The sequence below is a fragment of the Nesterenkonia alkaliphila genome, assembly GCF_009758175.1.
In the GTDB taxonomy this organism is placed as follows: Bacteria; Actinomycetota; Actinomycetes; order Actinomycetales; family Micrococcaceae; genus Nesterenkonia; species Nesterenkonia alkaliphila.
Genome location: NZ_WRPM01000089.1, coordinates 1 through 12,754 on the forward strand (window position 1 = coordinate 1; position 12,754 = coordinate 12,754).

At 65.6% G+C, this 12,754-nt stretch carries 13 protein-coding genes and 2 tRNA genes; 10 read left to right on the plus strand and 5 right to left on the minus strand.

Annotation, left to right across the window (positions count from 1 at the left end):
* Window positions 1-4: 4 nt before the first annotated feature.
* Window positions 5-163 carry a glutaminase gene (locus GNZ21_RS12330; RefSeq protein WP_331250827.1) on the plus strand — a complete coding sequence of 53 codons (159 nt, stop codon included), beginning with the start codon at window positions 5-7 and terminating at the stop codon, window positions 161-163.
* Window positions 164-216: 53 nt separating this feature from the next.
* Here GNZ21_RS12330 and GNZ21_RS12335 read toward each other — a convergent pair whose 3' ends face one another.
* The 3 genes from GNZ21_RS12335 to GNZ21_RS12345 all read right to left on the minus strand — a co-directional run bounded on the left by GNZ21_RS12335 (window position 217) and on the right by GNZ21_RS12345 (window position 3,882).
* On the minus strand, window positions 217-1,647 hold the full coding sequence (locus tag GNZ21_RS12335; RefSeq protein ID WP_157324804.1) for an ATP-binding protein: 1,431 nt from the start codon (window positions 1,645-1,647) through the stop codon (window positions 217-219).
* Between the two features lie 100 nt (window positions 1,648-1,747).
* The gene (locus GNZ21_RS12340; protein ID WP_157324806.1) at window positions 1,748-3,022 is read right to left on the minus strand and encodes an ATP-binding protein; all 1,275 of its coding nucleotides are present in this window, start codon (window positions 3,020-3,022) and stop codon (window positions 1,748-1,750) included.
* A 71-nt stretch (window positions 3,023-3,093) separates the two neighbouring features.
* Window positions 3,094-3,882 carry an NAD-dependent deacylase gene (locus GNZ21_RS12345; protein ID WP_157324809.1) on the minus strand — a complete coding sequence of 263 codons (789 nt, stop codon included), beginning with the start codon at window positions 3,880-3,882 and terminating at the stop codon, window positions 3,094-3,096.
* A 47-nt stretch (window positions 3,883-3,929) separates the two neighbouring features.
* On the opposite strand from GNZ21_RS12345, the gene GNZ21_RS12350 reads away from it, so the two are divergent.
* From GNZ21_RS12350 to GNZ21_RS12380, 7 genes are all read left to right on the plus strand, one after another.
* Window positions 3,930-4,958, plus strand: coding sequence for a hypothetical protein (locus tag GNZ21_RS12350; RefSeq protein WP_157324811.1), 1,029 nt, complete (start codon window positions 3,930-3,932; stop codon window positions 4,956-4,958).
* A gap of 38 nt (window positions 4,959-4,996) precedes the next feature.
* Window positions 4,997-6,193: a DNA polymerase III subunit delta' gene (locus GNZ21_RS12355; protein WP_229659605.1), complete on the plus strand. Its 1,197-nt coding sequence runs from the start codon at window positions 4,997-4,999 to the stop codon at window positions 6,191-6,193.
* 37 nt (window positions 6,194-6,230) lie between these two features.
* The gene (locus tag GNZ21_RS12360; RefSeq protein ID WP_157324813.1) at window positions 6,231-7,916 is read left to right on the plus strand and encodes an alpha/beta hydrolase; all 1,686 of its coding nucleotides are present in this window, start codon (window positions 6,231-6,233) and stop codon (window positions 7,914-7,916) included.
* An 80-nt stretch (window positions 7,917-7,996) separates the two neighbouring features.
* Window positions 7,997-8,971, plus strand: coding sequence for a universal stress protein (locus GNZ21_RS12365; RefSeq protein WP_157324815.1), 975 nt, complete (start codon window positions 7,997-7,999; stop codon window positions 8,969-8,971).
* A gap of 27 nt (window positions 8,972-8,998) precedes the next feature.
* Window positions 8,999-9,074 (plus strand) — tRNA-Thr (locus GNZ21_RS12370).
* 32 nt (window positions 9,075-9,106) lie between these two features.
* Entirely contained in the window at window positions 9,107-9,313 is a 207-nt protein-coding gene (locus tag GNZ21_RS12375; protein WP_157324817.1) for a hypothetical protein, read from the plus strand.
* The gene (locus GNZ21_RS12380) at window positions 9,310-9,735 is read left to right on the plus strand and encodes a type II toxin-antitoxin system VapC family toxin (protein ID WP_157324819.1); all 426 of its coding nucleotides are present in this window, start codon (window positions 9,310-9,312) and stop codon (window positions 9,733-9,735) included. Before GNZ21_RS12375 ends, GNZ21_RS12380 begins: the two co-directional genes overlap by 4 nt.
* 76 nt (window positions 9,736-9,811) lie before the next feature.
* On the opposite strand, the gene GNZ21_RS12385 is transcribed toward GNZ21_RS12380, so the two are convergent.
* Window positions 9,812-10,249: a hypothetical protein gene (locus GNZ21_RS12385; protein WP_157324821.1), complete on the minus strand. Its 438-nt coding sequence runs from the start codon at window positions 10,247-10,249 to the stop codon at window positions 9,812-9,814.
* A 49-nt stretch (window positions 10,250-10,298) separates the two neighbouring features.
* On the opposite strand from GNZ21_RS12385, the gene GNZ21_RS12390 reads away from it, so the two are divergent.
* A tRNA-Ser gene (locus GNZ21_RS12390) sits at window positions 10,299-10,387 on the plus strand.
* Window positions 10,388-10,400: 13 nt separating this feature from the next.
* Here GNZ21_RS12390 and GNZ21_RS12395 read toward each other — a convergent pair.
* Window positions 10,401-11,252 (minus strand): hypothetical protein, encoded by an 852-nt coding sequence (locus GNZ21_RS12395; RefSeq protein WP_157324823.1) that lies wholly within the window; start codon window positions 11,250-11,252, stop codon window positions 10,401-10,403.
* A 37-nt stretch (window positions 11,253-11,289) separates the two neighbouring features.
* Here GNZ21_RS12395 and GNZ21_RS12400 point away from each other — a divergent pair, with 37 nt between their 5' ends.
* A complete protein-coding gene (locus GNZ21_RS12400; RefSeq protein WP_188503828.1) occupies window positions 11,290-12,690 on the plus strand; it encodes a phosphomannomutase/phosphoglucomutase in 1,401 nt (466 codons plus the stop codon).
* Window positions 12,691-12,754: the final 64 nt, after the last annotated feature.

Sequence of the window (12,754 nt, forward strand, 5' to 3'; positions counted from 1 at the left end):
TCAGGTGGGCCTAGCTTCCTTTGCTCCCCGGCTGGACGATGAGGGCAACAGCATCCAGGGCGTAGAAATGTTCGCCCGGCTATCCGCCGACCTGGGTCTGCACCTGATGGCCAGTGAGCGGCGCGACGTCGCCCAACGGCTGAAGGACTTCTCCGGCGACTAACTACGCGCCCCACGCACCGGAGGAAAGCAGTTCTAGGCGAGCAGGCAGCGCCGTTAGTGCTGCCAGGCGGCAAGAAGGTCTTGGGCTGTCCATACCTGGGCGAAACCGGCATCCGGGACAGCAGCGGAAGCAGTCACACCCACCAGCGGCGTCTGTGGACCGGCCCCCGGGACGGAGACGAGGTCCTGAGCTAATCTGCGGGCATCCCGATTGTCCAAGGGACGATCCCCGCGCCATTTGATAGTGCCAGCAAAGACCACCTCGCTGGCGGGGCGGGCATCGGCACCGATGATATCGATCTCTGGGGAATTGTTCCGCGGCCACCACCCGCCGATCTGCCGCACCCGCGGCCATTGTGGGTCCGGCAACAGCCGGGCGAGGGACTCGCGAACAACAGGCTCCACCGCTCTGCCTCGCCACGACGGGTAGTTCTGCTCATGGCGCAGCACAGCCAGATCACCCCGCCCGCGGTCGATATCTGCCAGTGCCGGCTCAACGAATGCCAGCCAGTAGCGAAGCGCCGGGTCTGCCACACGGAACCGCCGCAACTTGCTGGATGGCCGAGTAGAGAGCGGCTCATCCGCAGCCAGCAGACGGCGTTCCTGCAGGCGGGTCAACGCCTGGCTCAGCGAAGCCGAGGCAAACCCACCTTCCCGACCAGCCTTCTGGATGGCAGAGAAGCTCCGCTCCCCGTGTGCTCCAACCGCAAGCAACACCTCGTGATCCAGGTGGCTGCCGCCGACTTCCCCTTCTAGGCTCCGGCTCCCTGAGACCACCAATGCGCTGGTTGGCCGCTGGTATGACTCAGCGAGGAAATCCTCGGGGCTCATCCCGGCTTCCCATTCCTGAGCAACCAGCGGTTGGCCGCCGGTGATCAGGTAGGCGTCGAACGCCTCAATCCCCGATGTCCCGGTCATGGCAGCGACCTCAGCCGGAGAAAGAGGGTTCAGAACCATCTCAGTGGCACGGCCGAAAAATGGCTGATCGGCAGCCATGAGTTGTTCCATCGCCGAGAGGTCACTGCCCAACAGAAGCAGCAGAACTGGTTTACGACTGAGCAGCCGGTCCCATACGCGCTGAAGCTCACCAGTTCCCCCAGAGAATCCTTCCAACAGCCAGGGTGCCTCATCAATCACCACCACTGAGGCCTGATCCTCGGGGAGCGCGTTGGCCAGAAGAGTCAGCGCGGCCGTCAATGTGGCCGGAGAAGTGTCCTCGGCGAGAAACGCATCAGGCAGATCGGAGGCGGCAACGGCTTCTGCCAGTGAGTTGAGCTCCTGCTGCGCTGGAGCGCGGCGCGCTGCCTGGAAGTAGACATGTGGTGCACCGCTGCGGGCGACGAACTCAGTGACCAGGCGTGACTTGCCGACCCTGCGGCGACCCCGGAGCAGCACAGCGATTCCTTTGTCACCCCGGCCGCCCTTCCGAACAGTCTCGAACAGAGTATTGAGCTCGGCCAGCTCCCTGCGTCGACCGATGAACATCACACCACCTCACTAAACTTCACGTGAGTAAAGTTTACTCGAATGAAGCTTTCTTGTGTAGGCGTGCGTATGGGAGAGGCTCGAGATCTACTAGTACGGCTCAGGGGCCGAGCAGGGCCAGCGGGATGACAGCGACACCGTCCTCGCGGCGGTAGGCGGCAGGGCCTGTAGTGATGACAACCGCCTGTTGAAGGTTCTCACCAAGCTTCGACCTCAGCCACTTCAGATGCTTGAGATCTGAGGCGGACACCTCCCCAGACAGCTTCACCTCGACGGCCACAACGCTGCCGTCGTGACCCGTGATGATGAAATCAACCTCATGATCGCCGTTCCGTGTGCGCAAATGGTGAACATCAGCCTCGGCCGCCTGCGCGTATACGCGCAGGCACAACGCCACCAACGATTCAAACAGGTTCCCGAGGATAGAGCCTCGGGGCGGAGACGGGGTGGAGTCCCGGCCATGCAGCAGATCCTCAGCAGAGAGGCCCAGAAGCCGGGCTGCGAGTGCAGGATCGGCTAAGTGATGTTTGGGAGTCTCACTGAGCCGCCCCAAGGCGTACCACGGGGCGTGCCAGGCAGGTACGGGGTCCAGAAGCCATATTTGCTCCAGTAGCTCACGGTAATGGCTGACCGTCTGCCGGGAGGGCATCTGCACTTCTCCGGGTACGGCCCGCTCCAGAATGGCGGAGAAGTTCGCAGTAGTCGCGGTAGCTGCAGCGTATGAACGCAGCCAGGCCAAGAGTGCATCACGTTTGCGGACACTGACCCCTAGTTCGGGAATGTCCCGTTCCACTACGTACCGCAGATACGAATCCAGGCTGCGGCGAAGCACCCGGAGGTTCGCCCTCCTGAACTCCGGGAAACCGGACATGACGATCTCTCGGACATAGTCGGCCAGGCCCAGGTCAGTCCACCCCTGAACAGCAGGCATCGATGAGTAGAGGAGATCCTTGAGTGAAGTTGTGGGTTCCGCTGAGCCCCGCTCAGCCAAAGACATCGGACGCATCCGCATACTGGTAATACGCCCGGCCCCACTGTGTTCCGTGGCACCAGGTGATGGCGTGGCGCTGCCGGTGAGCAGGAACTGGCCACCGGCACCATTCGAATCGTCCACAGCTCGGCGCACTGCATCCCACATAGAGGGCACTTTCTGCCATTCATCGATCAGCAGCGGCTTCGATTGCTGGAGGGCCAGTGCGGGGTCAGCCCGAACTGCTTCCTGCACGCGAGGGGCGTCCAGCCTCAGCTGTGCAACACTGCGCTGTTCGGCCGTCGTGGTCTTACCCACGAACTTAGGTCCCTCAAGCGCGATCGCTGGCAGCTCAGCAAAGAGTTCATCGAGCTCTTCATCAATGATCCGCCGCTGGTACACCATGGCCCTACTTTACATGGAGCAGGACGTGAACCTAACAATTAGCAGGAAAATAATCTCACTCATAGCAGGACTCAGCGAGCCCCTGCCGCGGCAGCCAGGGCCGGCAGCAGATCCCCGGAGGGCCCGCGCAGGCAGAAGTCCATGGCATCGCTGAGCTCGGTGGGCTCCGGGTTGACCTCGATCAGCGGGGTGCCGCGCTCCAGGGCCAGCAGGGGCAGCGAGGCCGCCGGCTGCACAATCCCGGAGGTCCCGGCCACGATCACCAGATCCGCCTTCCGGATCGCAGCGGCAGCAGCCTCGAAGGCCTCCATCGGCAGCATCTCGCCGAACCACACCACCCCAGGCCGGATATGGGCCCCGCAGTCTGCACACAGCGGAGGCTCCTCCGGCTCAGGTGGGGCCTGGAACCCGTCATAGTCCGGATCCGGCAGCTCCGCGGCAACCCCGCACTCCGCGCAGCGGTGCTCAAAGATGGACCCGTGCAGATGCGCCAACACCTGGGCTCCGGCGCGTTCGTGCAGGTCATCGACGTTCTGGGTGGCAATGCTCAGCTCCCCGCCGCGGCCGGCCAACCACCGCTGCCAGTCTGCGAGCGCGGTGTGCCCCGGATTAGGCTCCACCTGCTGGATCAGCGATTGGCGCCACCGGTACCAGGTCCACACCAGAGCCGGAGCGGTGTAGAACGCATCAGTGGTGGCCAGATCCTGGGCAGAGAACCGCTCCCACAACCCTGTCTGCGCCTCACGGAAGGTGGGCACCCCGCTCTCGGCACTGAAACCGGCGCCGGTGATCACCGCGATGTTGCGGGCATCCTGGGTGAGCCGGGCGAGGTCGTCGTTGATCTCCGTCAGTACCTGCATACCCTCCACGGTAGCGGCAGCAGCCTGGATCAGCCTACGGTGGTGCCATGAAAAACCGTGCGGCACCTCGTGAACGCAGCACCGCCCTGGCCGCAGCCGGGGCGGCCGCCGCCGCACTGGTGGTCAGCGCCTGCGGCACCGGTGATGCCCCCAGCCGGGATGATCCCACCGGCGACCAGGCCCCGCCGGTCCCGCCGGCCGAGGTCTCCTCCTCCGGCGGGGTGGTGCTGGCCGTGGACGCCGCCGAGCTGCCCGCTGAGCCCCCGCAGCTCCAGGCCCCTGAAGCCGCAGAGGTGATCACCGCCTCCTCAGTGTTGGAGGACTCCGAGGGCCCCATGCTGTGCCACTACCTGCTGGAGTCCTATCCACCGCAGTGCAGCGGACCCGCCGTGATCGGCTGGGACTGGGAGGACCACCCGCATGAGGCCGCCTCCGGTGTGCGCTGGGGCAGCTACGTGCTCGCCGGGGTGTTCGATCCCGCCACTGAGGAGTTCACCCTGCACGAGGTTCTGCCTGATGAGGACTCCCCTGCACCGCCCCAGGGCACCCCGGACTTCACCACGCCCTGCCCGGAGCCGGAGCGAGGCTGGGAGGTGGCCGATGCTGATCTGACCACAGAGGAGACCCTGCAGCAGGCTCAGCAGGCCGCCGAGCAGCTTCCCGGCTTTGCGGGGCTGTGGGTGGACACCTCGCCCAATCCGGTCACCGTCGAGGACCTCAACGAGGCCGCTGCCGAGGGTGAGGACACCCTTGAGCTGGAGAGCCAGCTCAATGACCCGCAGCTGCTGATCCTCAACGTCCAGGTCACCGAGGATCCCCAGGGCGCCTATGACGCGCTGCGCGAGGTATGGGGCGGGATGCTGTGCATCAGCGAGGCCAGCTTCACCGAGGAGGAGCTGACCGCCCTGCAGCAGCAGCTCGAGATCCCCGGTGCCACCAGCTCCTGGGTGGACACCACCCGCAACCAGCTGGCCGTGCAGGTGTTCTACGACGACGGATCCCTGCAGTCCCAGCTCGATGAGCACTACGGGCCCGGGGTGATCACGGTCAGCTCCGCCATGCAGCCCCGGGAGTAGAGCGACCGCAGGTGGGTGCCAGCTTATAGAGTGGGAGGGTGAGTACGACGACGCCCGCGCCCCCTGCTGCCGGAGGGCACCTGTCTGCCGGCGCCGGGGTATTTGCCGAGTTGGTGGGCCAGTCCGCTGTGGTGGAGCAGCTGCGGACTGCGGTGGCCTCCGGTGCGCCCACCCATGCCTGGCTGTTCACCGGCCCGCCCGGTTCTGGGCGCTCCAATGCGGCACGGGCCTTCGCCGCCGCGCTGAACTGTGACCAGGGCGGCTGCGGGGCCTGCCAGTCCTGCCGGATGGTCGCCGCTGGGGCGCATCCTGCGGTGCAGCTGGTCTCCACGGAGAACGTCAGCTACCGGATCGATGATGTCCGCGAACTGATCACCACCGCCCAGGACCGCCCCCAGGGCTTCCGGTGGCGGGTGATCGTGATGGAGGACGCCGACCGGATGACCGAGCGGGCCACCAATGTGCTGCTGAAGTCCATTGAGGAACCGCCCCCGCAGACCATCTGGGTGCTCTGCGCCCCCTCCCCCGCGGATGTGCTGGTGACCATCCGCTCCCGCTGCCGCGCGGTGAGCCTGCGCATCCCGCCCACTGAGGAGGTCGCGAGGCTGCTGGCCGAGCGCGACGGGCTCAGCGCCCAGGAGGCCGAGTTCTCCGCGCGGATCTCACAGAACCACATCGGGGTGGCCCGCCGCCTGGCCTCTGACCCGCAGGCCCGGCAGCGCCGGGAGCAGACCGTCTCGCTGCCGCTGAAGGTCCGCTCCGCCTCAGGTGCGGTGCTGGCCGCCGCCGAGCTGGTCACCATGGCCCAGGCCGATGCCGAGTCCGAATCCTCCGCCCGGCTGGAGCAGGAGCAGGCCGCCCTGCGCCGGTCCCTGGGGCTGGAACCTGAGGAGAAGGTCCCGGCGAAGCTGCGCACCCAGTTCAAACGGCTTGAGGATGAGGCCACCCGGCGCGCCAAACGAGCGGTCACCGACTCCCTGGACCGCACCCTGATCGACCTCACCGCCGTCTACCGGGACGTGCTGAGCATCAAACTGGGCACCGGTGCCCCGCTGATCAACCAGCACCTGGCCAGCCAGCTGGCCGAACTCGCTGAGACGCTCAGCCCCGAACAGTCCCTGGCCTGTCTGGACGCGCTGAGCACCGCCCGGATCCGCATCACCCAGAACGTGCCCCCAGCCCTGGCCATAGAGGCCCTGATGATGCAGCTGATCCCCCGGACCCGGCGCGGCTGAGCGGCATGTGCTCGCCAATCGATAGGGTGAGTCAGTGATGGCAATCAGACAAGCTCCCCGGTCCGCCGCTGCCGGCGGCGTCGTACTCTTCGCCCTGCTGGCAGGCTGCGCCGCTGAGGACCCCCAGCCGGCTCCCCCTGCCGATACCGCAATGCAGGAGCCGGCCCCCGAGGAAGCAGAAGGCGCTGAGGGTGCCGAAGAGCAGGGTCCTGAAGAGCAGGGTCCCGCTGAGGAGGGGGAAGCGGACGACGCCGCGGCGGGTTCGGTGAACACCGACTACAGCGATATTGCCCCCGATGCCGGGCACAGCCCGCCAGAGCACTTTCCCGCTGACCCCCTGGAGGGTCTGGACGAGTTCTACGGCCAACAGGTGGACTGGCAGGACTGTGAGTCCGGAATGCACTGCGGAGCGGTCACCGTACCCAAGGACTATGACGATCCGGACGGGGAGACCATCGAGATCGAGTTCATCTCCGACTCCGTAGATGATGCCCCCTTCCTGCTGATGAACCCCGGCGGGCCCGGATCCTCCGGCTACGAGATTGTGGCCGAGCAGGTGGACTGGGTGTTCACGTCCGAGCTGCAGGATGCCTACAACATTGTGGGCTTCGACCCGCGCGGAGTGGCGCGCTCCGCCCCGCTGGAGTGCATGGAGGATGAGGAATACGACCTCTGGAACCAGCTCACCGGCGATGAGACCCTGGATGCTGATCTGGTGGGCGAGGCGGTGGACTTCACCGATGTGGTGGCTCAGTGCCAGGAGCTCAGTGGGGACATCATCGAGCACGTCGACACCGTCTCTGCGGCCCGAGATATGGACATTATGCGCGATGCCCTGGGCCAGGAGCGGCTGCACTACTTCGGCATGTCCTATGGCACCAAACTGGGTCTGGCCTATGCGGAGATCTTTCCCGAACAGGTGGGCCGGTGGGCCCTGGACGGGGTGATGGACACCTCGATCAGCATCAGCGGGGTCACCGCGGACCAGTCGGTGGGCTTTGAGCGCCAGCTCTGGGAGTTCGCCGAGTACTGTGCTGAGCGCGAGGACTGCCCCATTGAGGGGGAGGCCGAGGATGTGGTCGAGGGGATCGATGAGCGCATCGATGAGATGTGGGACAACCCGGTGGAGGCCTCAGACGGGCGGCTGATCAGCGCGGCCACGATCTTCAGCGGTCTCTCCACCACTATGTACGTGCCCGGCGGGCAGGAAGCCCTGTTGCTGGCACTGACCGACTGGATCGATAACGGGGACCCCGAGTACTTCCAATACCTCTCCGATATCTACGACGGCCGCAACCCCGACGGCAGCTACGACTGGATCTCCAGCTGGTCATTCCGGACCATCATGTGCCTGGACTACCCACTGGCGGGCGAAGGCTTCGAGGGCCCGGGCCTGCTGGATGAGGAGACCCCGTTCACCGATCAGTTCATCGGCACCGGCACCGAATACTGCCAGGCTCTGCCCACCGAGCCGGCGGGTGCGCCCTGGGAGCCCAGTGATGAGCTGCCCCAGATCCTGCTGGTCGGCGGCACGGAGGATCCGGCCACCCCGGTGGAGTGGGCCCAGAACATGCACTCGATGATGCCCAACTCCGCGCTGCTGCTCTACGAGGGCGAGGGTCACATCAGCTACCGGCCAGACAACCCCTGCGTGGCCGATATTGTGGACGGCTACTTCATCGACGGTGAGCTCTTTGAAGGTCAGCAGACCTGCAGCAGCTGAGCCGCCGCCGCTGGGCCTGCGCTGCCGGCTCTGAGGCCCGCATCCTAGAGTGTGAGCCAGGTCACTGTTAGGCTGGAGTGATGATTCACCACTTCAACGGCACCCTGGGCGTCTTGGTCGGCTTCGACGCCTCCGAGCACGCAGTGCGCGCCCTGCACTGGGCCGCCGCCGAGGCTCTCCGGCGCGAGCTGCCGCTGACAGTGATGACCGCGTTCACCGTACCCCGGGCAGTCTCCTCCTATACCGATCCCACCACTGAGATCACCGGCCACACCCTGGCCCGCCAGGGCGCGGAGGAGACCCTCCAGGAGGCCCGAGACCTGCTGGAGGGCTATCCCGGCAGCACCCAGTTCCAGGTGGAGTACGGCGACGCCGCCGGAGTGCTGGTGGCCCATTCAGCCCATGCCGAGATTGCTGTAGTGGGCGCCCGCGGCCGCGGCGGATTCATCGGCCGGGTGCTGGGTTCGGTCTCCTCCGCCCTGCCCGCTCATGCCTCCTGTCCCACTGTGGTGGTGGACCGCAACTATGAACTCAGCACTGGAGAGAACCCGTGGGTGAGCACCGATGAGCGGCCTGTCACCGTGGGCATGGATTCCTCCCACGGGTCCAAGCTGGCCGCTCTGCGTGCCGCCGAGGTGGCCGCCGCCCACGGGGTCTCGCTGCGGATTGTGCTGGCCGTTCCCCCGCTTGACGGGGCGCTGCTCTGGTACCCGGAGCTGGGCCCTCGGGAGGAGGAGCACCACCAGCGCCAGCGGGAGCTGGAGGACCGGCTGCAGCTGGTGGTCCGCTGGCTCTCCGGGCACTTCGAGCACCTGGTGATCAGCTGCGCCGTGATCGACGGACTCCCCGTAGAGGTGCTGCGCGCCGAGACCAGCTCCGCCCAGCTGACCGTAGTGGGTACTCGAGGCCGGACCGGAATGGCCAGCGCCCTGTTGGGCTCCACCTCATCCTCGCTGCTGATGCATGCTGCGGGACCAGTCATGGTGGTCCCGGAGGATGAGGACCCGCGGCTGCCGCATGAGGACTCCCCCGAGGCACACGCTCCCGCCCGCTGATAAGATAGGTGACCGCGCATTCCGCGCGCCTGCTTAGCTCAGCTGGTAGAGCATTCCACTCGTAATGGAAAGGTCGTCGGTTCGAATCCGATAGCAGGCTCCACTAGGAAGCACCAGTCGGCGTAGAATCAGGACATGACCGTAACTCGTGAAGAGCTGCATGCGCTCATCGATCGGTTGCCCGCCGATGAGCTGGAACGAGTTGCCCGCACTCTCGAAGAGACTACCTCGGAAGCCCAGTCCTCTCCGCCCTGGCCTCGGTCGCTGGGGATGATCAAGGACGCTGATCCGAATGCCTCCCAGCGAGTCGACGAATACTTGGCGAAGGGCTTCGGACGTTGATTCTGGTCGACACCGGAGTTTTGGTGGCTCTTGTCAGCGAGGCCGATGGGCACCACCAACGGTGCCGAGACTGGTTCGCAACCGTGGACAGGGCACATCTGCTAGTTCCGGCCACGGTCATCGCAGAAGCCTGCTACATGATCACTGTACTCAAAGGTTCAGAGGTGGAAGCCACGTTTCTCCAAGACCTAGCGGATGGCGCTTATGGCAAACTGCTCGACATCACCCCTGCCGACCTTCAGCGCATGAGCCATCTCGTCTCCCAGTACAAAGATCTTCCGCTCGGTGGCACAGATGCCTCCGTCGTAGCGCTGGCCGAACGACTTGGTAGTGTTGAGGTCGCCACAGTAGATCACCGCCATTTCTCTGTGGTCCGTCCGCGCCACTCATCATCGTTCTCACTCCTGCCACCAGTGCCGTGAGCTCTCACCGCAGGGAGGCGCATCCGCACCCCTCTCGGCGCCGGATACGCAGTTATTATTTATAGGGCCAGCAGGCTCAGTTCAAGGCAGATTCGGCCTCGGCCAGGCAGGCCAGGACCTGATCAGCGCGGTGGCGGACGGAGGCCAGCTCCCCGTGCTTAAGCCGCACCATCGCCTCGGCCTCTGCGGTGGTGGCCAGATGATTGGCCGCCCGGGAGAGGCCGGAGTGCAGCGGGCTGACCCCCGGCGGAACATTCAGCCCCGTGGCCGGGAACTGCTCATGGGCGCGCTGGCAGAGCCGGTAGACCCGCGGCAGCTGCTCGGCAAGCTCGTCCCCGATGAGTACCAACTGGTTGTAGGCGGCGTCGTCCTCCACTCCCTCCAGGATCTGGTGGTACCGGTCCAGCCCGCGCACATACCGGTCATGGGCCTGGCGCCAGAGCCCCTTGCCCAGCTCCTTATCGATTTTGCGGGCCCCGGCCTTCCGGATGCCGCGCCCACCGAAGAGCCTCATCGCGGCACCTGCCTCAGGTGGCGTATAGTGGAGCGCTGGAAACACTCCAGGTGCGGTGACCGAGCGGCCGAAGGTGACGGTCTTGAAAACCGTTGTTGGCAACCCCAACCGTGGGTTCGAATCCCACCCGCACCGCCAGAGCTCATAAGGCTCAGGACTGGTTCTTGAAGACCACCAGGAACCGGTGAGCCTCCGCGGGGGTCAGCGGCGAGTTCGCTGCCAGCAGCTCGGCGGCCTCGTCTACATGGTCATCGCGCAGCAGCGCGTACATCTGGTCATTCACCCAGGGCTCCAGGTCCTCATGGGAGAGGGTGATCTTCTCCTCCCCGCGCTGGACCTCCAGGTGGAAGCCGGCCTGCTCGTCCTCGGCGGCCCAGTCCTCCGGGATGGTCAGCTCCTCATCCGGGTTGAACCCCTCAGCTGCCATCAGTTCCCGGGCCTTGGCCTCCAAGTCCTCATCGTGGTCACCGGCAGCAGCTGGCTGCTCTCCGCCGGGGATGTCCGGAATCTGATCCTTGTTCTCCCCCACAATCTTTCCGGTGTTGGGATCAGCCTCTGCCAGCGGCCCCTCATCCGGGGTCTGAGACGAGGGGGCGGCGTCGTTCTCCGTATCCTCACGGACCTGATCAATGGCGTCTTCGAGGTACTCCTCGCTGACCTCCTCCTCGCCGCCGTTGAGATTGAAATCCTCCTCAAAGCGGATCTCAGAAGGCGCAGGCTGCGGGAAGCGGAACAGGGCCTGGATCGCCACGATGCTGTGCTGGATGGAGGCGCCGGTGGCCTCCTTGAACAGCGTCAGGGCACGCTTGGCGTCCTCTGCCGCGATGGCCTGGTAAATAGCCTTGTGCTGGTCGTCGTTGAGCGCCAGCGCAGCCGCCCGGGCGGCCTCCGGGGTGATCTCGTCCTGAATCCGGTGGTGCATCTTCTGCGCCTGGCGCTGCATCATTCTCCGGATCAGCACAAAGATCACCACACCGGCGAGCAAGAGCATGAGGATCTCCATCCCCTCAGTCTAGCGGCCACCGGCATATGATGTGCAGGTGAGTATTGATCTGAGCCAATCGTTCAAGGCATACGACGTGCGCGGGATCGTGGGGGAAACCATCACTGCGGAGTCTGTACGCGCAGTGGGGGCCGCATTTGCCGATGTGCTGGGGTTGGCCGGCAAGCAGGTGCTGGTGGGCGGGGATATGCGCCCCTCCTCCCCTGAGTTCGCGGCCAGCTTCGCCTCAGGTGCCGCCGCCCGTGGCGCCCGGGTCACCGATCTCGGGCTGATCTCCACCGATATGCTCTACTACGCCTGCGGGACCCGGCAGGCGCCGGGGGTGATGTTCACCGCCAGCCATAACCCGGCCGAGTACAACGGGATGAAGATGGCGCTGGCCGGTGCGGTGCCGCTCAGTGCGGAGACCGGTCTGGAGGATATCCGCGACGCCGCCCAGGCCTACCTTGATGCCGGTGAGGTCCCTGATAACGACGACGCCTGGTCAGGTTCCGCTGAATTGCTCACCGACTATGCCGGCTGCCTGCGCTCCCTGGTGGACCTGGCCGGTATCCGGCCGCTGAAAGTGGTGGTGGACGCCGGCAATGGAATGGCCGGGCTGACCACTCCGGCGGTGCTGGGATCGGAGCGGCTGGCGGCGCTGCCGCTGGAGCTGATCCCGCTGTATTGGGAGTTGGACGGCAGCTTCCCGAACCATCCGGCCAATCCGCTGGAGCCGGAGAATCTGCGTGATCTGCAGGCCGCGGTGCTGGAGCACGGAGCCGATATCGGCCTGGCCTTCGACGGCGATGCTGACCGCTGCTTTGTGATCGATGAACGCGGCGAGCCGGTCTCGCCCTCTGCGGTGACCGCGCTGGTGGCCCGGCGCGAGATCGCCCGGGCCCAGGCTTCAGGGGAGGCCGAGCCGGTGATCATCCACAACCTGATCACCTCCCGGGCGGTGCCCGAGCTGGTGGCGCGTGAGGGCGGCCGGGCGGTGGAGACCCGCGTGGGGCACTCCTATATCAAGGCTGTGATGGCCGCCGAGGGTGCGGTCTTCGGCGGAGAGCACTCGGCGCACTACTACTTCCGGGACTTCTTCAACGCGGACACTGGAATGCTGGCCGCCATGCATGTGCTGGCTGCCCTGGGTGGGCAGGACCAGCCTTTGTCCGAGCTGGCCGCGGAGTTCAACCCCTATTTCGCCTCCGGGGAGATCAACTCCCAGGTGGCGGATAAGGCTGCGGCGGCACAGCGGGCTGTGGCGGTGTTCGAGGAAGCCGGCGGCGTCGCCATCTCCCGGACCGACGGGGTGACCGTCTCCGCCGAGGACGGCAGCTGGTGGTTCAACCTGCGGCCCTCAAACACCGAACCGTTCCTGCGCTATAACGGCGAGGCGCATACTGCAGAGCAGATGGCGACCATCCGCGACACGGTGCTGCAGGCTGTTCGCGGGTGAACTAGTGGTGTGTCTCGTAAATAGTTAAGCGGTTGGGTTGTAGAATGAGGTATGGCTCGTTCTG

Bases quoted from the DNA above. Each gene is read 5' to 3' on its own strand.
- GNZ21_RS12385 (WP_157324821.1), bottom strand. From the start codon at position 10,249: ATGAGGCTCTTCGGTGGGCGCGGCATCCGGAAGGCCGGGGCCCGCAAA.
- GNZ21_RS12340 (WP_157324806.1), bottom strand. From the start codon at position 3,022: ATGGTGTACCAGCGGCGGATCATTGATGAAGAGCTCGATGAACTCTTT.
- GNZ21_RS12395 (WP_157324823.1), bottom strand. From the start codon at position 11,252: ATGGAGATCCTCATGCTCTTGCTCGCCGGTGTGGTGATCTTTGTGCTG.
- GNZ21_RS12350 (WP_157324811.1), top strand. From the start codon at position 3,930: ATGAAAAACCGTGCGGCACCTCGTGAACGCAGCACCGCCCTGGCCGCA.
- GNZ21_RS12345 (WP_157324809.1), bottom strand. From the start codon at position 3,882: ATGCAGGTACTGACGGAGATCAACGACGACCTCGCCCGGCTCACCCAG.
- GNZ21_RS12365 (WP_157324815.1), top strand. From the start codon at position 7,997: ATGATTCACCACTTCAACGGCACCCTGGGCGTCTTGGTCGGCTTCGAC.
- GNZ21_RS12360 (WP_157324813.1), top strand. From the start codon at position 6,231: ATGGCAATCAGACAAGCTCCCCGGTCCGCCGCTGCCGGCGGCGTCGTA.
- GNZ21_RS12375 (WP_157324817.1), top strand. From the start codon at position 9,107: ATGACCGTAACTCGTGAAGAGCTGCATGCGCTCATCGATCGGTTGCCC.
- GNZ21_RS12335 (WP_157324804.1), bottom strand. From the start codon at position 1,647: ATGTTCATCGGTCGACGCAGGGAGCTGGCCGAGCTCAATACTCTGTTC.